Origin of the sequence: Occultella gossypii, assembly GCF_019947135.1 — a bacterium.
In the GTDB taxonomy this organism is placed as follows: domain Bacteria; phylum Actinomycetota; class Actinomycetes; order Actinomycetales; family Beutenbergiaceae; genus Occultella; species Occultella gossypii.
The window spans coordinates 118,351-141,121 of sequence record NZ_JAGSHT010000005.1 but is presented as its reverse complement, the minus strand read 5'-3'; the positions used below and the strand labels follow the sequence as shown (position 1 = coordinate 141,121).

Genomic DNA, 22,771 nt, shown 5'->3' with positions numbered 1-22,771 from the left:
GTGTGTGGTGTGGGACTGAGAACTGGGGGGTGCGTCGATTGCCGGCGTCAGCCCTTGACGGCACCCGTGAGCGCGCCCTTGGCGAAGTGGCGCTGCAGGAACGGATACACGCAGACGATCGGCACGATCGAGACCACCAGGATCGCCATCTGCATGGTCACCTGGGCCGGGAGGATCCCGGACGCGACGTCCGCGGTGCCGATCTGGTTGTCGTTGGTGACGTAGGACCGCAGCACCAGTTGCAGCGGCCACAACTTGGGGTCATTGATGTACAGCAGCGCCGAGAAGAAGGAGTTCCAGTACCCGACGGCGTAGAAGAGGCCGATGACGGCCAGCGCTGCCTTCGACAGCGGCAGGACGATGCGGGCGAGCATGGTCACCTCGCCGGCCCCGTCGATCTCGGCTGCCTCGAGGACGTCCTTGGGCAGGTTGCCGAAGAACGCGCGCAGCACGATCACGTTGAACGCGTTGAGGCAGGTCGGCACGATGAGCGCGGCGAGACTGTCGAGCAGACCGAACTGCTGTACCGCGAGGTACATCGGGATGATGCCCGGGTTGAAGAACAGGCTGAAGATCAGCAGCAACGTGATCGCTCGGCGCCCCGGCAGCGCGGACCTGGTCAGCGCGTAGGCGAGCATCGAGGAGACCGTCAGCGACAGGACCGCTCCGAGGATCGTGATGATGCCGCTGACGCCGAGCGCGCGGGTGACCACGCCACCGGACAGGATCGCCTGATATGCGGAGATGTCGAGCCGCTCGGGCCAGAGCACCATCCCGCCCGCCGCAGTCACCTGCGCCGACGGTGCCAGTGACGTGGCGATGATCGCGGCGAACGGAAGCACCACGAGCGTGCACGCGATCGCGAATACGAGCAGTTTGACCACGCTGGAGACGGGTGACGGACGCTGCTGACCGTTGATGAGGGTGCTGCGCCGGACGTTGCGTGTTGAGTTCGTCATGATCGGTACAGCCCGTCCTCCCCGAAGAGGTGCGCGAGCTTGTTCGCACCCAGCACCAGCAGGACCGACACGACGCCCTTGACCAGGCCGACCGCCGTCGCCTCACTCCAGCTGCCATCCACGATGCCCGCGTTGTAGACGTAGGTATCCAGCACCTCGGAGGCCTCGATGCCCACGGCCGGCTGCTGCAGGATGATCTGCTCGAAGCCGACGCTCAACGCGTCGCCCAGGCGCAGGATCAGGAGCAGGATCACGATCCCCTTGAGCGCCGGCAGGGTGATGTGCCACATCTGCCGGAACCGTCCGGCGCCGTCCATCGTGCTCGCCTCGTACAGCGAAGTGTCGACCTGGGAGAGCACCGCCAGGAACAGGATCGTGGCCCAGCCGGCGTCCTTCCAGATCAGCTGGCTGGTCACCAGCGGGATGAACAGATCGGCGTTGCCGATGAGCGAGAACGTGTCGAGTCCGTTGGCGCGTAGGAAGTTGTTGAGCATCCCGGCACCGCCGAGGAACTGCTGGAAGACCGCCACGACGATCACCCAGGACAGGAAGTGGGGCAGGTACAGCACCGACTGGACGATCCGCTTGATCCGATCCGAGACCATCGAGTTCAGCGCGAGGGCCAGCGCGATCGGCACCGGGAAGACCAGGAGCACCTGCACGAGCGTGATGATCAGGGTGTTCGTGAGCGCATTGACGAACCGGCGGTCACCGCGCGCGATCAGCTCGAAGTTCTCCAGGCCGACCCATGGACTCTCCCAGACCCCGACGAACGGCAGATAGTCCTTGAAGGCGATGACGTTGCCGACGAGGGGGTAGTACTGGAAGGCCAGCAGGAGCAGCACACCCGGTGCCGCCAGCGCCAGCAAGGGGGCGCTGCGCCGCAGCCGGGCCGCCCGTTTGGTGGAATTCACGCGTACAACAGCTCCATTGCCTGTGAAGAACATAAGTGTCTATGCCAATGAACGCGCGATCATCGCGGGTCGCGTGCAACTTAACGGGCACCCGGACGGACTGTCAAACGTCGCCTCAGCCGGCGGTCCACGGCGATGCCCTGGCGACTGCGGCCACCGCGTGGTCAAACGCCGGGGCGGGCGCCGATCCCGGGTCCGGACTAGAGGCCGGACACCCCGGGCGAACCGCCCGCCGGAACGGTGGATGGCCGCATTACCAGTTCGCCCTCGAGCAGCCGGTGTGCCGGCGGGCTGTCCGGCTCCGACAGCCGCCGCATGCATTCCTCAAAGGCCAAGGCGCCGCGCTCCTGGGGCGCCGTGGCTACGGTCGTGAGCCCGGGGCCGTAGAACTCGGTGACCGGAAGCCCGCCGAATCCGGCGACCGCCAGGTCCTCCGGGACCCGCAGACCGAGCTCGCCCGCCGCGGACATGGCGCCGAGCGCCATCTCGTCACTGGCAGCGAAGACTGCGTCCGGACGAGCACCGCGCGCCACCGCCCGGTGCAGGGCCTCGTAGCCTCCGCGAGCACTCCACTCGTCGGCCATCTCGAAGAGATCGGCCTCGTCGACACGCGCCTGCCAGCCGCCGCGCCGGAACTGTGACACCAGCGTCTCGTGGCGGGCTCCGATGTGCAGGATCCGGTTCCTGCCGATCTCCTGCAGATGCCCCACCACGGCGTCGACGGCGCCCAGCTCATCCAGTGCGGCAACCGAGCACGGCGAGCCTGGTCCCAGATCGGTGGTGCTGATGATCGGGAAGGGTACGTCCGCCGCCGCCAGCACGTCTGCGTTGAGCCTGGTCGCCGGCAGCACCATGACCGCGGCCGCCGACTGCTCGACCATTGTGTTGAGGCCCCGTCGCAGCTCCTCGCCGCCCGCGTCTGTGGCGATCGCGACCGTGAGCGCGTACCCCTTCGAGGTCGCGGCCTCGTTGATACCGCGCAACAGCAACGCGCTTGCCCGGTCCGGTGGCTCGCCGAAGATGACGCCGAGGGTCCTGCTCGCGCCCATGAGCGCCTGGGCCGCCCGATTCGGCCGGTAACCCAGCCGCTCGATCGCCTCCCGGACAACTGCGGCGGTGGCCTCGACAACGGCGGGATCGTGGCTGAGCACTCTGGACACCGTGGCCCGGGAGACACCGGCGGCTTCCGCGACATCTGCCATCCGCACCCGTTGCGACGGCGCTACGCGCCCTCGTCGACCCATCGTCCGCTCCCTTCCGCCCCGGCCTCGCGAGCGTTGACCCGCAGAGCATACCGAGGTCGAGGTCTCCGACCGGCCCGAGTGTAACCGCGTACATTCGAGTGGGAGCGTGGGAGCACGCATGCTCTCCAGCGGCCGCTAGCGCGCCTCCGGGTCGAGCCCGAGCACGGACCGTCCGCCGTCGATCGGGATCACGACGCCCGTGATGAACGCGGACTGCGGGGACAGCAGGAACGCGACCGCCTCCGCGACGTCGACGGGCCTGCCGACGTGCCCGAGCGGATGCAGCACGGCCATCTGGGCATCGACGTCGGGATGGGCGCGCCGGTACTCCTCGTAGCGCGCGGTCGCGATCGACCCGAGGGCGACGGCGTTGACCCGGATCCCCTGCGGCCCGTGGTCGACGGCGGCCGCGCGGGTGAGGCCCTCGACCGCGGCTTTCGCGGTCGCATAGGGCAGGGCGCCACGGACGGGTCGCTGGGACTGGTGGGAGGAGACGTTGACGATCGAACCGGGGCGGCCGTGCGTGAGGAAGTGGCGCACGGCGGTGTGGGTGCCGACCAGGGCCAGGCTCACGTTGGCGGTGATGAGGGCGCCGATCTCCGTCGCGTTCGCGGTGGCGAGGCCGGCATCGGAGAAGATCGCCGCGTTGTTCACCCAGCCGCGCAGCGGGCCGCGGGTCTCCGCGAGCCGGGCGGCCTCGCGACAGGCCTCCGCGTCGGCGGCGTCCGCCTGGACGTGCTGGATCCGGGCACTGGTGTGGGTGGCCGGGGCCGGGTCCAGGGTCACCACCTGGCCGCTCTCGGCCAGGTGATCGGCGATCACCCTTCCGATGCCCCCGCTGCCGCCGGTGACGACGACGGAACCGCCCGATGCCCCTCCGTCCCGCAGCGGATCGGCTCCTGTGCCCTCGGTGCTCGGGATCCAGACCATCCCTGCCTCCTTTACCCATCGCGACCGGTTCCGAGCCTACGACGCGGCACAGGGCCGCCAGCAGAGCCGCAGCACCATGCACCTCCGCTGTGACGATCGTCTCGCATCTGCGGCGGGGCGTCACAAACCGCCCAGCTACGGCGTCATCCATGTAACCGGCTCCACGAGCCGGCCATCGAGTAGCGAACGGAGTGGGTGCCACGTGAGCGCAGGAAGCGCGAAGGGCAGTCAGATCATGGACCGACTGGCGGATCGGTTCGCCCAGCGAACCCGGCTGGGCACGATCATCACGTCCTGGCGGGTGCACGCATTCACGGATCAGTGGTCGCTGCTGCTCGGTCAGATCGTTGTCGCGAGTGTCGTCGTGTGCACGCTCACGGGCGCCTTCCTCACGTTCTTCTACGACCCCTCCGTCACTCCGGTGATCTATGACGGCCCGTATGGACCCCTCCAGGGCGTCGAGATGTCACGCGCTTACGAATCGAGCCTGGAGATCTCGCTGGAGGTTCGCGGTGGCTTGTTGATGCGCCAGCTCCACCGTTGGAGCGCCAACCTGATGATCGCCGCGTTGCTGCTGCACATCCTGCGGGTCTTCTTCACGGGTGAGTTCCGCCGGCCTCGGGTGAAGAACTGGCTCATCGGGTTCGGCGTCCTGTTCGCGGGCCTGGGCGCGGGTCTGACCGGCGCGATCCTTCCCGACGACATGCTCTCCGGGAGCAGCCTCGCGGTGCTCGACGGGCTGCTCAAGAGCGTCCCCGTGGTGGGCACCTGGCTGTCGGGCCTCGTGTTCCAGGGACAGTTCCCGAGCGGCGCGATCGCCACCTTGTACCCGGTCCACGCGTTCATCCTGCCGGGCATCATCGTGGCGCTCATCGCGATGTATGCCGTCCTCGGTGCACGAAGCCGGCCCGCTCGCCCCGGACCTGGACACGGATCCGAGCGCGTGGTCCGGCGTCGTCCGGGCGGAGCCGCAACGAAGCGAGGAGGCCTGTTCCTCATCGTGTTCGGCAGCCTGACCCTGATGGCCGCGCTGGTGACCGTGAACCCGATCTGGGACTACGGGCCGGCAGATCCGGGCAACACCTCTGCCGGAGCCGGCGCGCTCTGGTACCTGGCCTTCCTCGACGGAGCGCAGAAGCTCGTTCCCCCGGGCTGGGATTTCGTCTGGATGGGTGGGACCTGGGTCCTTGGGCTCCTCGTGCCCGTCGCGGTGTCCGGGTTGTACCTGATGACAGCCATGCTCTACCCGTTCATCGAACGCTGGATCACCGGCGACCGACGCGAGCACCACAGGCCCACCAGACCGCGCAACGCCCCGACCCGCACCGCAATCGGAGTCGCCGGAATGATCTTCTACGGCGTTCTCTGGGCAGCGGCCGGAATCGACACCATCGCGCTGCAGTTCGGGGTCGCCTTCGAGGGACTCGTGCTGACACTCCAGATCGCGCTCCTGCTCGGCCCCGTGCTCGGGTTCGTCCTGACCAAGCGCATCTGCATCGGACTCCAACGAAAGGATCGAGAACTCGTGCTCCACGGCCATGAAACCGGCAGAGTCGTCCGGACCTCGACGGGTGAATACATCGAGCTGCATCGGCCATTGAACGACTACGAGCGGTGGCGGCTGGTCGACTACGAGGCAGAAGAACCGTTGACGCTCGAGCCGGACGCCAACGGACGCGTCCGGTGGCGGAGGCGCGTTCGTGTTCGTCTCTCCCGCTGGTTCTACCGGGATCGCATCCTTCCGGTCACCCCCGCCGAACTGCTCGCTGCCCGTGACCGGGATGCAGTCAACGCAGTGGAGACAGCCGAACGGGGCCGCGTTCTCGAGGATTCACGGTGAGGCCGCGCGTCACCGCGAGTCGACTCCGCTGAAGGGCCGGGAGGTGTCGATCAGCCCTTGGAGTGTGTCGCGGGTGCTCACCAGGTTCGCGATCCGCTCGTCGTGGACGCGCAGGTGTTCGACGAGGATGGGCACGGCGCAGGGGTCCAGTCGCCCCGGATCGCGGATGCAGTCGAGCAGTTCGCGGATGACGCGGGTGGGCAGTCCCGCCTCGAGCAGGAGCCGCACGTGCTGGACCACGCCGACCGTGGTCTCCGCGAAGAGTCGTTGCCCGCTCGCCGATCGCTCCGCGACGATCAGCCCCTGGCTCTCGTAGTAGCGCAGGAGCCGCGGGCTCACCCCCGTGCGCGCGGCGAGCTCACCGATGCGAACACGCTCGTCCGGCCCGCGGCTTGCCCCTGACACTGGTGTCAACTCCTAGGTTCGAGACCATGACCACGCAGATCGTCCACCTCAACGGCTCCCCCGCCACCGCTGGGCAGCTGGCGCCGTTCGCCTTCGCAGGCTACGCCCACTTCACCGCGATGCAGGTCCGCAGCCGGTCCGTCCGCGGCCTCGACCGGCACCTGGCCCGGCTGCACGGCGCCAGCGACGAGATGTTCGACCACCACCTCCCCGACGAGACGATCCGCGAGTACCTCCGGGCCGCGATCGACGCGGGACCGCCGGACTCGTCCGTGACCGCCTTCGTCGCCTCCCGTCCGGGCGAGTTCATGCCCGCGGAAACTCCCGCCGATCTCGACGTGCTCGTCCGGGTCTCCGCGCCGGCCGACCCACCGAGCGGGCCGCTGCGGCTCGACGTCGTGACGCACGAACGCGTGCTGCCGCACGTGAAGCACGTCGGCGAGATCGCCAAGACCCTCTTCCTGCGGGAGGCGAACTCCCGAGGCTTCGACGACGCCGCATTCGCCGACCGCTCCGGGCGGCTCAGCGAGGCGACGATCTGGAACCTGGCGTTCTGGGACGGGCAGTCCGTGATCTGGCCGCAGGCGGAGGTCCTGACGGGCATCACGATGCAGATCCTCGGCCGTCAGCTCACGGCACGCGGGGTGCCACAGCTGACCCGGGAGATCCGCCCCGAGGACCTCACCGCGCGGATGTCCGCCGTGGTGATGAACTCGTGGACCCCAGCGATCCTGGTCGCGAGCGTGGGCGAGCGCCTCCTCGCCGTGGATCCGGGCTTCGCCGCGCTGCTTCATCAGGCGTACCAGGATGAGCCTGCACTGCGCGTGTGATTGTCGGCGACGGCAACACCCTCACAGGAGTGCGCCCGGAAGTCGGAGCCCGTACCGCGCGAATCGAGTCCTAGGGTGTTGTCATGCTGACGCACCGCTGGGGTCTGGGCTCCGAGCTCGTGGACTACGAACAGGCCTGGGCCGAGCAGCGAGCCATCCACGACCGCGTGGTCGCCGGCGGCCCGGACGAGATGCTGCTGCTCGAGCACGCGAGCGTCTACACGGCCGGCAAGCGCACCGCGAAGTGGGACCGGCCCACCGACGGCACCCGGGTGGTCGACGTGGACCGTGGTGGCCGGATCACCTGGCACGGCCCGGGGCAGCTGGTGGTCTATCCGATCCTGCGCCTCGTCGAACCCGTCGACGTGGTCGAGTATGTGCGAGTGCTGGAGCAGTCGGTCCTGGACCTGTGCGCCGAGCTCGGCGTCGCCGCCGAACGCGTCGAGGGGCGCAGCGGGGTCTGGGTCCTGGGGGTCGACGGCGGCCAGGACCGCAAGCTCGCGGCGATCGGGGTGCGCGTGGCCAAGGGCGTGACGATGCACGGCGTCGCCGTGAACGCGTGCCCTGATCTCGCCGCGTTCGACGCGATCGTGGCCTGCGGGATCGAGGACGCCGGTGTGATCTCGCTCACGCAGCTGCTCGGCCGGCACGTGAGCGTCACCGAGTGCGCCGACCTGCTCACCCCACACCTGGCGCGGAACCTCGCGGCGGTGCGGGCCGCCGTCGCCCCTGGCGCGGTGAGCGAACAGACCGAGGCGAGCGCCGCCGTCGTCCACTAGATGGACCACGCACCCGCGGCACGCGGCGTGAACCGAGGGCGGGTCGTAGTGTGACCAAGAAGCAATCAAACCGATGCAGAAACGGGTGAACCGGGTGACCATCGCGCCAGAGGGACGACGCATGCTTCGGGTGGAGGCGCGCAACTCCGCCGTCCCGATCGAGAAGAAGCCCGAGTGGATCAAGACCCGCGCCACCATGGGACCGGAGTACACCGAGCTGAAGCAGTTGGTGCGCCGCGAGGGTCTGAACACCGTCTGCGAGGAAGCGGGCTGTCCGAACATCTTCGAGTGCTGGGAGGACCGCGAGGCCACGTTCCTCATCGGCGGCAACCAGTGCACCCGCCGCTGTGACTTCTGCCAGATCGACACCGGCAAGCCGGACGCCTTCGACGCCGACGAGCCGCGCCGGGTCGCCGCCTCGGTGCAGGCGATGGGCCTGAAGTACGCGACCGTCACCGGGGTGGCCCGCGACGACCTGGACGACGGCGGTGCCTGGCTCTACGCGGAGACCGTCCGCCAGATCCACCAGGTGAACCCGGGCACCGGTGTCGAGCTGCTGATCCCGGACTTCAACGCCGACCCCGACCAGCTCGCCGAGGTGTTCTCGTCCCGGCCGGAGGTGCTCGCGCACAACCTGGAGACGGTGCCGCGGGTGTTCAAGCGGATCCGCCCCGGGTTCCGGTACGAGCGCTCGCTCGAGGTGATCCGGATGGCTCGGGACGCCGGGTTCGTGACGAAGTCGAACATCATCCTCGGCATGGGCGAGACGTTCGAGGAGGCCGCGTCCACGCTGCAGGACATGCATGACGCCGGCTGCGACCTGATCACGATCACCCAGTACCTGCGTCCCTCGCTGCGGCACCACCCGGTGGACCGCTGGGTGAAGCCGGAGGAGTTCGTGGCGCTGTCGGAGGAGGCCGAGGACATCGGCTTCCTGGGCGTGATGGCCGGGCCGCTGGTGCGTTCGTCGTACCGGGCCGGCCGGTTGTGGGGGCAGGCGATGGCCCGCCGCGGCCAAGCGGTCCCCGAGGCGCTCCAGCACCTGACCGAGCCGACCACCGCCCGCCAGGAGGCGGCCTCGCTGCTGCACCGGTGACGGCCGTCGGGGCGCCCTGAGCCCCCTCGCGCGACCGGTAGGCTTGACCCCATCATGGCGAAGAACTCATCCCCCGACGCGGCTGCCCCGAAACCGAAGAAGAAGCGCTGGTATCACCAGCTGTGGGACGTCTACAAGATGGTCCGCGAGGCGCAGCCGTCGATCACCTGGCTGCTGCTGCTGATCATCATCGGCGGCACCGCCGTCGGCTTCGGGCTGGGTGTGATCTTCAACCAGCAGGTCTACTTCACGGTCCTGGCGCTGCCGTTCTCGCTGCTCGGGGCGATGTTCCTGCTCGCCCGGCGGGCGGAGTCGACGGCGTACCAGCGCATCGAGGGCGAGCCCGGCGCGGTCTCGGCTGCCCTGGGCACGATCAAGCGCGGCTGGAACATCGAGGAGGAGCCGGTCGTGATCGACCCGCGGACCCAGGACATGGTGTTCCGCGCAGTCGGCAAGCCGGGCGTGGTGCTGATCTCCGAGGGTCCGCCGCACCGCGTGAAGAAGCTGCTCGAGAACGAGCGCCGGCGCACCGCCCGCGTGATCCCGAACGTGCCGTTCGTGCTGCTCGAGTGCGGGCAGGAGGAGGGGCAGATCCCGCTGCCGAAGATCGCCTCCAAGGTGCAGCGGCAGAAGGGCAAACTCACCAAGAACGAGGTGGCCGAGGTCTCCAAGCGGCTGCGCGCGCTGCACCGGAACATGCTGCCGATCCCGAAGGGCGTGGACCCGCGGAAGGCGCGGCCGGACCGCAAGGGGATGCGGGGGCGCTGAGCCGGCTCAGTCTGCCCCGGCTACGGTCGGTCTCCCGAGCTGACCGCTGATCCACCCCGCGCGCACTTCTGCGGTGCCCGCTATCGCGAGGGCGCGGTCGCGCGGCCCAAGCCGGTTGTGCGCCGCGGGATCACTCGCTCGCGAGGAATTCCTCGCCCGGACCCTGGCGGCCAGCCTCCACCGGCGCCCAGTCCCGCCCGAACCAGCGTCGCGCCCGGTCCGCCCCGAACCGCTGCTTCTCCACTCCATTCGGCAGCGACGGACCGTCCATCCCACCGAACGGCGCCTGCCCGGGCAGGAACGTCACGTCCACCTTCGCGACCTGTCCGCCGCCGAACTCCATGTAGCAGATGCCCTGCCCGCCGTATTCGGCGTCGGAGGTGCCTCCGTCGGCCCGCGCGATGATCTGTGCGGCCACGACCTTCGCCTGGCCCTCGGAGAACACCCCCGCCTTGGGCGTGCCCACGCTGGTCACGTCCCCGATCGCGAACACGTCCGGGAACTTCGTGCGCAGGGTCCTCGGGTCCACCGGGATCCAGCCGTCCTCGGTCAGCCCGGCTTCGACCACCACCGGCGGCGCGAGGTGCTTGGGTACCGCGAGCAGCAGGTCGAAGCCGATCTCCTCGCCGTCGCCGAGCACCGCGACCCGACGCGCCGGATCAAGCGAGCGCACCAACGAACCCGGGTGCCACCCGATCCCCCGCTCCTCGAACGCCGCGAGGATCGCCGCCGAGGCGAGCGGCGACGGCGGGATCGGCCTCGGCAGCGGCATCACGAGGTCGATGCTCGAGCGCCGGCGAAGACCCCGCTCGGTCAGGAAATCGTGCACCAGCAGTGCGGTCTCGCTCGGCGCGGGCGGGCACTTGAACGGCGTCGACGTCACGGCGATCACCACCCGGCCGCCGTCGAAGGCGTCGAGCGCATCCCGTGCGGCGATCGCGCCGGGCACCGTGTAGAACTCCTGTCCCGCCTCGACCAGACCCGGCGTCGCGGACGGGTCGAGATCCGCGCCGAGCGCCACCACGAGGACGTCCGCCTCCAGCGTCTCCCCCGAGTCCAGCGCGACGGTCTGCGCGACCGGGTCGATGCCGACGACCTCGGCACGCACCATCCGCACGCCCGGATGGGCGACGTCCGCGTACGCCAGCTGTACCCGCTCGGCGCTCGTGCGCCCGAACATGAAGTCGAGTTTCGAGAACCCGAACACGAAGCTCTCCGCACGGTCGACGAGAGTGGTGTCCACGCCTTCGCCGAGCGCCTCCGAGAGCTTCGATGCCACCTCCAGGCCACCGAAACCGGCGCCGAGGATCACCACCCGCAATCCGGTCTTGGTCACCGGGTCATGTTCGCATCGAGGGCGGCGTCAGGTCCGGCAAACGAATCAGTAAATGCCCGACGGCGGCCGGTCCGTGTGCGGTACGCCACCTTTGCGCGAGTGTGCTGAAGTGGCTGCCACTTCAGCACACTCGACCAGCCGTCAGGAGTGGGACACCCATACGACCGTGCCGTGTGGCCACTCAGGGTCAGTTGGTCGCCGTCACCAACCAGGCGTGCGCGACGAACTGGACGACGCCGTCGACCATCCGCTCCCGCACCTCCTGACGTGCGTCCTCGAGCGCGGCGTCCCAGCCCGCGGGGCCGAGGCGAGGTTCGAGTTCGGCGCGCAGGGCTCGTCCGGCCTGCCCGCCGAGCACGATCGCCAGCCGCTCCGCCACGCCGTCGCTGCCGTCCACGCCGTAGTCGCACAAACCGTCGACCGGCTCGACCGCCACGTCACGCCAGCCCGCGTCCGCGAGTACCCGGCGCACGTGTGCCTCCTCGCCGAGGCCCAACGGGCCCGGAACGCCCGACGGCGGTGGGCCGGGTGGGTCCTCGAGCCTCGCCATGAGCGAGCGCAGGCCGACCTCGAACAGGTCCCGCTCCCCCTCGCGCCAGCACACGAACGCCAGGCGGGCGTCCGGCGCCGCGGCCGCGCGGAGGTTGGCGAAGGCGGCGCACGGGTCGGCGAAGAACATCACTCCGAACCGGGAGACGACCTTGTCGAACGGGGCGCCGGGCGCCGCAGCGGCGAGGTCGTCGACCTGCGCGTCGGCGACGATCACAGCGGCTCCAGGCACCCGGAGCCGAGCCGCGGCGACCATGGCGTCGGAGATGTCGACGCCGACCGGGTGTGCACCGGCCGCGGCCGCCGCCTCGAGCAGGGTGCCGGTGCCGCAGCCCACGTCGAGGACCCGCTGACCGGGAGCCAGTCCCGCAGCGGCGAGCACCGCCGTCGTGAACGGCACGAACGCGGCGTCGTAGATGCGCTGGTGCCGCACCCAACCCGCGGAGCCGGACGCCCAGACCTCACGCATGCCCTCGTTGCCCATCCGGCAAGGGTAGGGCGCCCCCGACGGGCTGGTCAGAGCCGAGCGATCCTGGTCTTCGCCCAGATGTCGTGCAGCCCGCGCCCGTCCGGTCCGGTGATCACCGGCGGGAACACGAGGCACAACCCCAACGTCCGGACGGCCGCGCGCACCGGACCGGGTGCCCCGCCCTCGATCCCGCGCACCCCGATGCCGAGGAACCGGTGCCCGATGGTGAACCCTAGGGTCGCCACGAGCAGGTACGTCATCACCGCGAACACGCCGAGCGTGGCGAGCGGGTGATAGTCCAGGAACGCGTAGCTGATGACGCTCGCGAGAGCCCAGTCGAGCGCCAGGGCGACCAGACGCCGACCGAGCGGCGCGTTCGCGACGTTCGCTGCGCCGTCGGATGTTGCTCTGCCTTTCGTCCCGGCGGGTCCACCACTCATGCCTCAAGAGCGTAGTACCGCGCCGGGCCGGACGAGACAGCCGGACGGCGCAGGTGCCTCGGCGTTTAACATGGCGGACACATACGGGTCACGGTAGGGAAATGCCGCGCCCCTACCGTGTGTCCGAACCCAGGACGGGTGTCCTAGATCAAGGAGCAACGGATGTTCAGTACTGCCGAGGAGGCCATTGCCTTCACCAAGGAGCAGGGCGTCAAGTTCGTCGACGTCCGGTTCTGCGACCTGCCGGGGGTGATGCAGCACTTCAACATTCCGGTCGAAGCCTTCACCGAGGACGCCTTCACCGAGGGGTTGATGTTCGACGGATCCTCGATCCGCGGCTTCCAGGCCATCCACGAGTCGGACATGAAGCTCGTGCCGGACGTCTCCAGCGCGTTCGTGGACCCGTTCCGTGCGCAGAAGACCCTGGTGGTCAACTTCTCCATCGTGGACCCGTTCACCGACGAGCCCTACTCCCGCGACCCGCGCAACATCGCGGCGAAGGCCGAGGCCTACCTTGCCTCCACCGGCATCGCGGACACCGTCTACTTCGGCGCCGAGGCCGAGTTCTACATCTTCGACGACGTGCGCTTCTCCACCAGCGCGCAGCACTCGTTCTACTACCTCAACTCCAACGAGGCCGCGTGGAACACCGGCCGCGAGGAGGAGGGCGGCAACCTCGGGTACAAGACCCGCTTCAAGGGCGGCTACTTCCCCGTCTCCCCCAACGACCAGATGGCGGACCTGCGCGACGCCATGGTCACCCAGCTCCAGGAGGTCGGCCTCGAGGTCGAGCGCGCGCACCACGAGGTGGGCACCGCCGGCCAGCAGGAGATCAACTACCGCTTCGACAGCCTGCGCGCCGCCGCCGACGACGTGATGAAGTTCAAGTACGTCATCAAGAACGTCGCCTGGGAGGCCGGGAAGTCCGCCACCTTCATGCCCAAACCGCTGTTCGGTGACAACGGTTCCGGCATGCACTCCCACCAGAGCCTGTGGAAGAACGGCGAGCCGCTGTTCTACGACGAGCGCGGGTACGGCGGCCTGTCCGACCTCGCCCGCTGGTACATCGGCGGCCTGCTCGCCCACGCCCCGTCGTTGCTCGCCTTCACCAACCCGTCGGTGAACTCCTACCACCGCCTGGTCCCCGGCTTCGAGGCCCCGGTCAACCTGGTCTACTCCGCGCGCAACCGCTCCGCGTGCATCCGGATCCCGGTCACCGGTACCTCGCCGAAGGCCAAGCGGGTTGAGTTCCGTGTGCCGGACCCGTCGTCCAACCCCTACCTCGCGTTCTCGGCGATGCTGATGGCCGGCATCGACGGCATCAAGAACCGCATCGAGCCGCCGGAGCCGGTCGACAAGGACCTGTACGAACTGCCCCCCGAGGAGCACTCGCAGATCGCCCAGGTGCCGGACTCGCTGCCGGCTGTGCTGGACGCCCTCGAGGCCGACCACGACTACCTCACCGAGGGCAACGTGTTCACGCCCGACCTGATCGAGACGTGGATCGACTACAAGCGCGCCAACGAGGTCGACGCCCTGCGGCTGCGCCCGCACCCGCACGAGTTCGAGCTCTACTACGACATCTGAGACCCGGGGCTTCAGCCCCTGTCAACAGCTGTCATAGACGGCCCCTGACCTGCGAGAACGTCTTTCGACGTCTTCCAGAGTCAGGGGCCGTCTTTCGTTGTTCTGCCCTGGACGAACGCGTATAAGTCTGTTGCGGACTCGGCGAAGAATCGCTGGTTTTTGAACACGGTCGTCACGTCGCCGGCGAGGGCGTCACCGTCGAGTGGCGTGGCGTCGAGGTGGGCAAGGATGCGTTCGAGAGTCTGGACGGTGCTGCCTTGGAACTCGCGCGCAATCTCGCGGGCACCGTCGGAGGCACGAAGAACATTGTCGACCTGGCGGTGTACTCGACCGCCGAGCTTTGACGCCGAGTATCGGGACCTGGCACGAAGCCACTCGCTGACCGTGGCGACGCGGGCGTCACGGACGGACGGTACGAGGTTCCCCACGTCACCAGCTGTCGGCAGCGGTGCTCGATGTCGTCAAACGACAGAGCCGTACCGGGCACGGTGCGAAGGAGAGCCTCGTGCGCTTCAGCCGCGGACAGGTCGTTGAGGAGAGTCTCGGTGAACAGCCGCATCAGCTGCGGGTATTCGGCCGCGTTCTCGGCCGTGACGTACCGGTAGAGCGTCCGCTCGCTGACCCCTACACACCACGCACGCTATGTGAGACCACCGACACTCGCCTGAACCAACTGAGAGTCCGCCCACGTCGGGCCACGCAGACTCAGCCAGTGAGAATTCGGAGCGCGACTTGGCCGTCCGCTCTCCGATCAGCACTGAGCGCACGCCACGGCCGCGCGGAGTCGGGCATGGCTTTCGCGAGCACCGCCAACCGAGCCTTGTCGGACCCAGCGAACTGGTCGCGCTCCGCGTAAGGATCCTCGATGACCGACAGCAGGAGGGCCGCATCCTGGAGGTGACGTTCCTTGTCGCGCGAGTCTGTCTGGTAGGCCGCCGCCTTGAGGATGAGGGCACCGAAGGGAGATGGCACGCTGACCGTGGTCATTCGCTCGGACGTGATCTGCAGACGCGCGTTGATGGTTCGCCGCAGCGCCTGGGTTCCGCCCTCGATCGCCATCATGTCCTTGCCACGCAGCTTCGCGATCACGCGGGGTGCGGCGTGGTCGGCGACCAGCACGTCGACGACATCCGCACTGGTCGCGAGGTCAACCCGTGAGTCGCCTCGGAGGAAGCGGTGTGCGATGGCGTTTCGATCGTCCATCGATGGGGTGAACGCGTAACCAATCGACTCCAGTGCGTTCGCCGCCTCCGCGGCGATGCCGCGCGTGGTCTCGACGTGGAGCACGATGTCCACGTCGTTCGTCGGCCGGATCGCGTCGACGCCTCGATGGATGGCGTGGAGCTGCGCCATGAGTCCGCCGACAAGCGTCCATTTCTCGTGCGGCAGCACGGCCTCGATCTCGGCGACATTCGGCCACGGCGCACCCCAGCCGCCCACGGGGCTCGGCACATCGATGGTGAGACGGTCAGCCACGCCAGCCCTCCAGAACGCCGTCGAGCGCGGCGAGGCCCGCCCGCCGCTCGCGTACGTCGAGGGACTCCGCCAGATCCAGGGCTGCGACGAGCACGCTGCGTTCACACAGGTCACGCACGATGTCGAGATCCATGGTCGTGGCGCGGAGAGTGACTCGACCCGCGTCGTCGCGGATCAACCCATGACGCGACACCACGGCGGCAATGCCATCGACGGCGAGATACCCGTCGATGGCGCTCGTCTCGGCGAGACCAAGACGGCCAGCCACGTTCACTGGATAGACCACCGCCGCGACGAGGTACTTGCCGGCGCTCGAGTGGGCGCGGTAGCGAGTCACAACGGCCCGGCCACGGGCACGCTCCACGAGTTCGACCGCGGACAACGTACGCAGCCGCGCCCTCAGGCGCGAGCGCTGCCGCTCCCCCATCCAGTCAGCCTCTGCCCCCGACAGGATTGCCACCGCTCCCCAAGCTGTCGCCTCCGACCAGGCCCGGACGTGTGAGCCGCCGCGGACCGCGATCAGACGCTCGACCGAGACTTCGTCGACGACTCCGCGCGCCACCTGGCGCAGGTCTCCACTCGCGACGAGGTGCTGCACGCGTCGCGTGGATACCCCCAGCCGCTCTGCGGCCTCAGATACACCGAGGAGACTCATGACAGACAGTTTCGCATATGCGAAGTTGTCTGACCAGCCTCGCCAGTGAAGTGCTGGAACTCGTACCGTAGAGAATCGACTCGTTGCCGCATCGCCGCCCGAACCCCTAGGGTTGCGGCCCCAGCGCGGCCCCAGACTCGGATTTCGCTGCGTTTGCGCAGGTCAGAGCCACATTAGAAATGTATTACGACATCTGAGTCGTAGCGCTCACGAGGTGCCGCTGGTTCGAGGTTGCTCGGGTCGGCGGCGCTTCGCGCTTGCCGGCGTCAGGGAGCCCTCAGAACCAGGTCGGTCTCGGCATCGATCACGTACCGGTCGCCGTCCATCTCGCCGTCGACGAACTCGTTCAGTTCGAGGCTCAACAACGCATCCGCACCCTCGTCGTACCAGTACGCCTCGGCCCAGGACACCGAGCGGCCAGGACCGATCGGCAGGTTCCAGTCCGTCTCACCGGCCGTGGCGGTGAAGTCGATGGGACTGTTCGGCACACCCTGGCTCTCCACGAGTTCCCAGAAGAACTCGCTGGGAGTGGCCGAGTGGCCGCTGTCCGCATAGTTGAGGCTGATGCGCATATCCCCGTTCGGGAGCACCAGATCCTCCTCCCCCACGTTGGTGACCACGTACTGCAGGGTCACGACCGGGTCACCCTGCTCGAACAGCGGGACGCCCTCGAAGGTCCATTCGGATTCGCCCGGGGCCGGGGCGACGGCCACCAGGTAGACGTCCAAACGCAGAGCCTCATTCTGCACCGAGGTGAGCCAGGCGCCTGCCACGGCCACCGGCAACGCCCCTTCGGCCTGGCAGAACGAGGCGGGCGGTTCGGTTCCGAACTGGACGTCGGCCTCGGCACTGTCACCCTCCGAGAACGCGGCGGCTGCCGCAGAGTATCCGGGCGCGAGCCCATCACGCGCGGCCCGCGATGCGCAGCACTGCCCGAGTGCTGCGGAGCCCGGGATCCGATGACCGCCCGCAGGTCTAGGCGTCGAACCCGGTCTGCCGGACGACCCTGGCCGGCACCCCGGCCACGATCGTGTTCGCGGGGACGTCCTTGGTTACCACTGCGCCCGCCCCGACGATGGCGCCGTCCCCGATCGTCACACCCGGCACCACCGTGACGTTGGCGCCGAGCCACACGCTCCGGCCGATCACTACCGGCGCCGGGATCATGTCGCCGCGCCGGGCCGGGTCGACGCCATGGTTCAGCGTGGTCAGGGTGCTGCCGTGCCCGATGAGCGAGCCGTCCCCGATCGAGATCCCGCCCGTGTCCTGGAAGGTGCAGCCCATGTTGACGAAGACGTTCTCGCCGAAGGTCAGGTTCTTGCCGAACTCGCAGTAGAACGGGGGGAAGACGGTGACAGACTCGGCGATCGTCCGTCCGGTCAACTCGGACAGAAATGCGCGCACTTCGTCCGCGTTGTGATAACCCGTGTTGAGTTCGGCGACGATCCGGAGCGCGTCCTGCGCGACCTGGTGCATCATCACGTGCGCTGGCGAACCGCCGCCGATGACAGCGCCGGTTGCCACGTGGTCCAGAAAGCCCGGCAACTCCATTAGTGGTCTCCGTCCTCGGGTCGTCCAGCACTCCGAACGCCACCCTAACGGCCGTCAGCCAGTCTCACGCGTCCCGGGTCAATGAGCCCGTAGCCGGGCGACGCCGGGAGCCACGGCGGCGGTCGGCGGCAACCTCGGCAGGAGCACCGCCTGGAGTGCGTGGTAGGCGTCGGCCTTGCCGTCACGGATCGTGGCGCTCGGGGCATTGTGCTCGTCGAGTTCATGGTGCCATGAGCCCCGGAGTTCGTCGATCAGGTACCGCTCGGCGTAGGCCCACCACGTCTCGTAGCGGCGGGCATGCCGCTCGTCTCCGGTCACCTGCCAGAGCATCGCGGCGGCGCCCAAGGCCTCGCAGGTGACCCAGTGCAGGCGGCTCCGGATGACCGGAGTACCCTCCCAGTCCACGGTGTAGACGAAGCCGGGGGCGCCATCGACGTGCCAGCCGTCCCGCACGGCTGCGTCGGCCAGCTGCTCCGCGGCCGGAATCAGCCAGGCCGGCGAACCGCCCGGGGCTGACTCGTAGGCGAGGTGCAGCTGGACCAGCAGCCGCGCCCACTCGAGGCCGTGACCCGGTGTGGCGCCGAACGGCTTGAACGGGTCCCGCGGACGGTCGCGGTACCGGTCCAAGGCTGGGTGCCAGGCCGCGTCGTAGTGCTCCGGTAGGCGCCACTCGTGCCGGCGTGCCACGTCAACCATCCGCGAGCCGATCCGTAGGGCGCGGTCCCGCCACACATCCCGGCCGGTCGCCGCCCACGCGGCGAGGAACGCCTCGACGGCGTGCATGTTCGCATTGGCCCCACGCTCGGGGTCGAGCCGAGTGAAGCCGACGTCCCACTGTTCGACCACCATGCCCGCCTCCTCGTCCCAGAAGCGCTCCGCCATGACGTGCAGGGCGTCGTCGAGCAGCTCGGTGGCGCCGGGCCGGCCGATCGTGGCCGCACTCGCAGCAGCGAGCACCACGAAGGCGTGCGGGTAGGACCACTTGCGGTCGTCGGCCGGCCCGTCGGCACCCACCGAGGTGAACCAGCCTCCGTGCGCCCGGTCCCCGAACAACCCGCGCAGCGCCTGCAAGCCGTGGTCGACGAGTTCGGCCGAGCCGTCCACCCCGAGCAGCGTGCCGAGCGCGAACGCATGCGTCATCCGGCAGGTGACGTAGAGCATCCTGGGCCGCCCCGGCGTGGGCACGCCCGTCGCATCGAGCCAGCCGAAGCCGCCCTCAGGCAGCCGCGCGGCGCGCCCGAACTCCAGCAGTCGGCGGGCCTCCCGGTCGAGGCGGAGCCGATGCCCCGGGGAGTCGATCAGTACCCCCTCCCCACCCGCACCCGTACGCTCCACCGGTGGGCCGCCGTCGTCCATCACGTTCACGAAGTCACCTCAGGCCAGCACGCCGCCGCCATTGGCGTGCAACGTCTGACCGTGCATGAGGGAACCCGCCTCAGAGGCGAGGAAGACCACGGACGCCGCGATCTCCTCAGGCTCGGCGAGCCGGCCGATCACCAACGGGCCGGTGCGCTCCGCGAGCCACTCGTCCGTGGCGTACGGGTCGGTCATCGGCGAGGCGACCGGACCCGGTGCGATCGCGGTCACCCGCACGGTCGGACCGATCTCACGGGCGAGCGCCCGGGTGAGGCCGGCGACCCCCGCTTTGGCTGCGCAGTACGCGGTGTACCCGGCGGCACCCTTGAAGGCGAGCTGCGATGACACGTTCACGATCGCTCCCCCGCCCGCGGCGAGCATCGGGACGGCCGCGTGGCGAGCACACAGGAACACCCCGGTGAGGTCGACGTCCATCGTGGCGTCCCAGTCCGCCCGGGTCATCTCGGTGAACGGAACCTCCGCCATGATCCCGGCGTTGTTGACGAGCACGTCGAGGCGTCCGCGCTCGGCCAGGACATCGTCCACGAGCCCGGCGACCTGGTCCCAGTCGCGCACGTCCACCTCGCGGACCAGGGCGCCCACCCCGACCGACTCGGCGAGCGCCGTCGCGGCCGCGGCCTCGCCGTGATGCACGATCACGGGCACGCCACCGGCCGCGCCCACCGCACGAACGATGGCCGAGCCGATCCCCCCGGTGGCGCCGGTGACGACGACCACCTTCTCCTTGAGAACCCCGGTCACGGCACGTGCACCAGGAAGGACTCGAGCGGCTCCCCCCGCGAGAACGCGCGGACGGCACGTCGTCCGAGCATGGTCTCGTGGATCTCGCTGGTCCCGTCGAAGATCTGGGTCACCTTGGCGTCCCGGTTGAGCCGGTTCACCCAGGACGAGGTGACGATGCCCTCGGCGCCGAAGATCTGCACCGCCTCGTCGGTGTGCCTGCGGGCGGCGTCCGATGCGAACATCTTCGCCATCGAGATGATGTCCTGGTCGCCGCCATTGCCCTCGGCGAAGGACTCCGAAGCGAGCCGGGTCAGCTCGCGGGCAGCTCGGTAGTCGGCGGCCATGCGGCCGATCTTGCTCTGGATGGACGGTAGATGCCCAAGCGGTCTGCCGAAGGCCTGCCTCGTCGCGGCCCGCTCGATGCTCGCCTGCAGAGCGCCTCGCAGCAGCCCGCAGGCGTAGGAAGCGGCGTCGATCCGGGCCAGGTTCAGTCCGTCCATCATGCCGCCGAAGCCGTCGACGTCGAGACGTGAGCCGGCCGGGACTCGCACCTTGTCGAAGGTCAGCGTCCCGTTGGTCATGCCACGCAGGCCGGAGAACTGTGGCCCGTGCGCCTGCGTCACGCCGGGCAGCGAGGTGTCCACGACGAGCGCAACCATTGCGGCGTCGCGGTCGGTGGTCTCCTCCTTGGCGAGCACGATCGCGTAGTGGCCGTTCGGTGCGTATCCGACCCACGACTTCGCCCCGGTCAAGATGTACTCGTCCCCGTACCGGGTGGCGAGCGTGGTCATCCCCCGCACATCCGAACCCGCGTGCTGCTCGGTGATGGCGAAGGCTCCGAAGGCCCGACCGGACAACGTCGGCTCCACCCACCGCTCAATCACGTCGACCGGGGCGTACTTGAGCAGCAGGTAGGTCGCCAGGCGCCCGTTGCTGATCGCGACCGCGGATGCCATCGAGTGCATCGCCAGGCGCTCGGAGATCTCGTGGACGATGGTCGCCCTGGAGACGTCGAGCGCGCCGCCCTGTCCCACCAGGACCCGCTGCAGCCCGATCTTCGCGGCCGCGTCGACGACGTCCTGCGGGAACTGCGCGGTGGCGTCGATCTCTGCTGCCCGCGGCGCAAGGGTGGTCGCGATCATCTCGTCGAGATCATCGAGGATCTTCATGCTGGTGCTCCTTCGTCATCGGGGTAGCAATAGAGAATGTGTACCGCGGCGAGCACCTGCTCGCCGTGCTGGTTCGTGACCCTGACCTCGGCGAACCACTTGCCTGTCGCGGGGTCCACCTCGGTGGTGCGGTAGCGCGCCTCGACGGTGTCCCCGAGGAACACCGGGCGGAGGAAGCGGAGCCGGTCGTAGCCGTACGAGACCGCGACCACGTCCTCCCGCTCGCACAGCAGCGAGGCGGCCGTCGAGGCGACGCCGAGCGTGAGGATGCCGTGCGCAACGCGCTGCCCGGCGGGGTGGGTTCGCATGTACTCGGCGTCGATGTGTTGCGGGGCGAAGTCGCCGGTGATTCCGGCGAACAAGCCGACGTCCGCCTCGGTGATGGTCTTGGCGAACCTGCTCGTGGAACCGATTGCGGGGAAGCGGGCGCTCATGCGGCACCGCCGAGGTGCACGACGCCGTCCCGCGCCAGCAGCTCGGTCTCGCCCTGGTCCAGGCCGAGCTCGGCGAGGACCTCTGCCGAGTGCTCGCCGTGCAACGGGGCGGGGCGGCGCACCGGCAGCCGCCGACCGTCGAGCGAGAGCGGGTTCAGGACCAGGTCGACCGGACCGATGCCGGGGTGCGGCACGGTGGTGTGCCGCCCGGCCCAGCCGACCACCGGGTCGGTGGTCATCGCGTCGAGGTCGTTGACCGGCGCGCACCACACGCCGTTGGACTCCAGCGTGGCGAGGGCGTCGGCCGTGGTCCGCGGCGCGAGCAACGCGCTCACGTCCTCCACGAGCTCGTCGCGGCGTTCGAGTGCCGTGGCCTTGTCCGGGAAACGCTCGTGCAGGTCCGGGCGCTCCAGCGCGCGGGCGAGGTCCGCCGTCGGGCACATCGAGATCGCGATCCACCCGTCGCTGGTGGCGTAGACGCCGTAGGGACCCTCCATGAACGGGTTCGATGGCGAGGGGGAACGTCGGGTGGGCCGGTCACCGTTGTGGTGGGAGACGAGTTCCTGCGTCATCTGGTGCAGCATCGAGCCGATCAGGTCGATCTCGAAGTGCCGCCCCAGCCCGGTACGGGTCCGGTCGAAGAGGGCGGCGCACACCCCGAGGGCGAGCATCGACGCGGCGTGCGCATCCGCGACGAACGGCCCGCTCGGCGCGGGCGGTCCGCCGTGGTGCCCGGTCAGCGCCATCGCGCCGCTGCGGGCCTGGGCGAGCAGGTCCTGGCCGGGTCGATCGGCCTGGTCGGCGCCGTACCCGGAGCCGGAGCAGTAGATCAGCCCCGGGTTGAGGGCGTGCACCTCAGTCCATCCCAGTCCGAGGCGGTCGATGACGCCGGGCCGGAAGTTCTGCACCAGGACGTCGGCGCGGGCCACGAGGTCCCGGGCGATCGCGAGCCCGGCCGGTGCCTTCAGGTCGAGGGCGAGCGACCTCTTGTTGCGGTTCATGGCCAGGTAGAACGCCGAATGGCCGCCGATCTCCGTCGTGCCGGACTGGCGTCCGCGCTCACCACCACGGACGTGCTCCACCTTGATTACGTCGGCTCCGAGATCCGCCAGCATCTCCGTGGCCCACGGCCCCTGCATCATGTGCGACAGGTCGAGGACGCGGACGCCGCGCAACGGCAGGTCCTCCACCCCCACGAACGTCCCGGTCTCGCTGATCGTGCTCACGTACCCTCCTGTAT

23 protein-coding genes and 1 pseudogene are annotated in these 22,771 nt (G+C 69.2%); 6 read left to right on the top strand and 18 right to left on the bottom strand.

Going from position 1 to position 22,771, the window contains the following annotated elements; genetic code table 11:
* Positions 1 to 47: 47 nt before the first annotated feature.
* The 4 genes from KCQ71_RS05460 to KCQ71_RS05445 all read right to left on the bottom strand — a co-directional run bounded on the left by KCQ71_RS05460 (position 48) and on the right by KCQ71_RS05445 (position 4,047).
* Positions 48 to 959, bottom strand: a complete 912-nt coding sequence (locus tag KCQ71_RS05460; protein WP_223403665.1) for a carbohydrate ABC transporter permease — start codon at positions 957 to 959, stop codon at positions 48 to 50.
* The gene (locus KCQ71_RS05455; protein WP_223403663.1) at positions 956 to 1,873 is read right to left on the bottom strand and encodes an ABC transporter permease; all 918 of its coding nucleotides are present in this window, start codon (positions 1,871 to 1,873) and stop codon (positions 956 to 958) included. The genes KCQ71_RS05460 and KCQ71_RS05455 overlap by 4 nt, the downstream gene beginning before the upstream one ends.
* A 200-nt stretch (positions 1,874 to 2,073) precedes the next feature.
* Positions 2,074 to 3,075, bottom strand: coding sequence for a LacI family DNA-binding transcriptional regulator (locus KCQ71_RS05450; protein WP_223403661.1), 1,002 nt, complete (start codon positions 3,073 to 3,075; stop codon positions 2,074 to 2,076).
* A gap of 177 nt (positions 3,076 to 3,252) precedes the next feature.
* Positions 3,253 to 4,047: an SDR family NAD(P)-dependent oxidoreductase gene (locus KCQ71_RS05445; protein ID WP_223403659.1), complete on the bottom strand. Its 795-nt coding sequence runs from the start codon at positions 4,045 to 4,047 to the stop codon at positions 3,253 to 3,255.
* Positions 4,048 to 4,249: 202 nt separating this feature from the next.
* Here KCQ71_RS05445 and qcrB point away from each other — a divergent pair, with 202 nt between their 5' ends.
* Positions 4,250 to 5,887, top strand: a complete 1,638-nt coding sequence (gene qcrB / locus KCQ71_RS05440) for a cytochrome bc1 complex cytochrome b subunit (RefSeq protein WP_223403657.1) — start codon at positions 4,250 to 4,252, stop codon at positions 5,885 to 5,887.
* Positions 5,888 to 5,896: 9 nt separating this feature from the next.
* Here qcrB and KCQ71_RS05435 read toward each other — a convergent pair whose 3' ends face one another.
* Positions 5,897 to 6,292: a MerR family transcriptional regulator gene (locus tag KCQ71_RS05435; RefSeq protein ID WP_223403655.1), complete on the bottom strand. Its 396-nt coding sequence runs from the start codon at positions 6,290 to 6,292 to the stop codon at positions 5,897 to 5,899.
* Between the two features lie 26 nt (positions 6,293 to 6,318).
* Between KCQ71_RS05435 and KCQ71_RS05430 the strand changes: the two genes are divergently transcribed.
* The 4 genes from KCQ71_RS05430 (at position 6,319) to KCQ71_RS05415 (ending at position 9,765) form a co-directional block, all read left to right on the top strand.
* Complete coding sequence (locus KCQ71_RS05430; RefSeq protein WP_223403653.1) at positions 6,319 to 7,122, top strand: aminotransferase class IV family protein; 804 nt, start codon at positions 6,319 to 6,321, stop codon at positions 7,120 to 7,122.
* A gap of 83 nt (positions 7,123 to 7,205) precedes the next feature.
* Positions 7,206 to 7,901 carry a lipoyl(octanoyl) transferase LipB gene (lipB, locus tag KCQ71_RS05425; protein WP_223403651.1) on the top strand — a complete coding sequence of 232 codons (696 nt, stop codon included), beginning with the start codon at positions 7,206 to 7,208 and terminating at the stop codon, positions 7,899 to 7,901.
* Between the two features lie 94 nt (positions 7,902 to 7,995).
* The gene (lipA, locus tag KCQ71_RS05420) at positions 7,996 to 8,997 is read left to right on the top strand and encodes a lipoyl synthase (protein WP_223403649.1); all 1,002 of its coding nucleotides are present in this window, start codon (positions 7,996 to 7,998) and stop codon (positions 8,995 to 8,997) included.
* A gap of 54 nt (positions 8,998 to 9,051) precedes the next feature.
* Positions 9,052 to 9,765 carry a DUF4191 domain-containing protein gene (locus KCQ71_RS05415; protein WP_223403648.1) on the top strand — a complete coding sequence of 238 codons (714 nt, stop codon included), beginning with the start codon at positions 9,052 to 9,054 and terminating at the stop codon, positions 9,763 to 9,765.
* A gap of 130 nt (positions 9,766 to 9,895) precedes the next feature.
* On the opposite strand, the gene KCQ71_RS05410 is transcribed toward KCQ71_RS05415, so the two are convergent.
* The 3 genes from KCQ71_RS05410 to KCQ71_RS05400 form a co-directional block, all read right to left on the bottom strand.
* A complete protein-coding gene (locus KCQ71_RS05410; RefSeq protein ID WP_223403645.1) occupies positions 9,896 to 11,101 on the bottom strand; it encodes an NAD(P)/FAD-dependent oxidoreductase in 1,206 nt (401 codons plus the stop codon).
* Between the two features lie 187 nt (positions 11,102 to 11,288).
* A complete protein-coding gene (locus tag KCQ71_RS05405) occupies positions 11,289 to 12,134 on the bottom strand; it encodes a class I SAM-dependent methyltransferase (protein WP_223403643.1) in 846 nt (281 codons plus the stop codon).
* Between the two features lie 32 nt (positions 12,135 to 12,166).
* On the bottom strand, positions 12,167 to 12,559 hold the full coding sequence (locus tag KCQ71_RS05400) for an RDD family protein (RefSeq protein ID WP_223403641.1): 393 nt from the start codon (positions 12,557 to 12,559) through the stop codon (positions 12,167 to 12,169).
* Between the two features lie 162 nt (positions 12,560 to 12,721).
* Between KCQ71_RS05400 and glnA the strand changes: the two genes are divergently transcribed.
* Positions 12,722 to 14,146, top strand: a complete 1,425-nt coding sequence (gene glnA / locus KCQ71_RS05395) for a type I glutamate--ammonia ligase (protein WP_223403639.1) — start codon at positions 12,722 to 12,724, stop codon at positions 14,144 to 14,146.
* 80 nt (positions 14,147 to 14,226) lie between these two features.
* Here glnA and KCQ71_RS05390 read toward each other — a convergent pair.
* From KCQ71_RS05390 to KCQ71_RS05345, 10 genes and pseudogenes are all read right to left on the bottom strand, one after another.
* Positions 14,227 to 14,705 (bottom strand): annotated as a pseudogene (locus KCQ71_RS05390) (DUF2397 family protein).
* A 146-nt stretch (positions 14,706 to 14,851) separates the two neighbouring features.
* Positions 14,852 to 15,622, bottom strand: coding sequence for a hypothetical protein (locus KCQ71_RS05385; protein WP_223403636.1), 771 nt, complete (start codon positions 15,620 to 15,622; stop codon positions 14,852 to 14,854).
* Positions 15,615 to 16,220 carry a hypothetical protein gene (locus KCQ71_RS05380; protein ID WP_223403627.1) on the bottom strand — a complete coding sequence of 202 codons (606 nt, stop codon included), beginning with the start codon at positions 16,218 to 16,220 and terminating at the stop codon, positions 15,615 to 15,617. The genes KCQ71_RS05385 and KCQ71_RS05380 overlap by 8 nt, the downstream gene beginning before the upstream one ends.
* Before the next feature lie 323 nt (positions 16,221 to 16,543).
* Complete coding sequence (locus KCQ71_RS05375) at positions 16,544 to 17,056, bottom strand: hypothetical protein (RefSeq protein ID WP_223403625.1); 513 nt, start codon at positions 17,054 to 17,056, stop codon at positions 16,544 to 16,546.
* Positions 17,057 to 17,252: 196 nt separating this feature from the next.
* Complete coding sequence (locus tag KCQ71_RS05370; RefSeq protein ID WP_223403623.1) at positions 17,253 to 17,828, bottom strand: sugar O-acetyltransferase; 576 nt, start codon at positions 17,826 to 17,828, stop codon at positions 17,253 to 17,255.
* Between the two features lie 78 nt (positions 17,829 to 17,906).
* A complete protein-coding gene (locus KCQ71_RS05365; RefSeq protein WP_223403953.1) occupies positions 17,907 to 19,184 on the bottom strand; it encodes an AGE family epimerase/isomerase in 1,278 nt (425 codons plus the stop codon).
* 18 nt (positions 19,185 to 19,202) lie between these two features.
* Positions 19,203 to 19,946: an SDR family NAD(P)-dependent oxidoreductase gene (locus KCQ71_RS05360; protein ID WP_223403622.1), complete on the bottom strand. Its 744-nt coding sequence runs from the start codon at positions 19,944 to 19,946 to the stop codon at positions 19,203 to 19,205.
* Positions 19,943 to 21,097, bottom strand: coding sequence for an acyl-CoA dehydrogenase family protein (locus tag KCQ71_RS05355; protein WP_223403621.1), 1,155 nt, complete (start codon positions 21,095 to 21,097; stop codon positions 19,943 to 19,945). Before KCQ71_RS05355 ends, KCQ71_RS05360 begins: the two co-directional genes overlap by 4 nt.
* The gene (locus KCQ71_RS05350; RefSeq protein ID WP_223403620.1) at positions 21,094 to 21,531 is read right to left on the bottom strand and encodes a MaoC family dehydratase; all 438 of its coding nucleotides are present in this window, start codon (positions 21,529 to 21,531) and stop codon (positions 21,094 to 21,096) included. Before KCQ71_RS05350 ends, KCQ71_RS05355 begins: the two co-directional genes overlap by 4 nt.
* On the bottom strand, positions 21,528 to 22,757 hold the full coding sequence (locus KCQ71_RS05345; RefSeq protein ID WP_223403619.1) for a CaiB/BaiF CoA transferase family protein: 1,230 nt from the start codon (positions 22,755 to 22,757) through the stop codon (positions 21,528 to 21,530). Before KCQ71_RS05345 ends, KCQ71_RS05350 begins: the two co-directional genes overlap by 4 nt.
* Positions 22,758 to 22,771 lie beyond the last annotated feature (14 nt).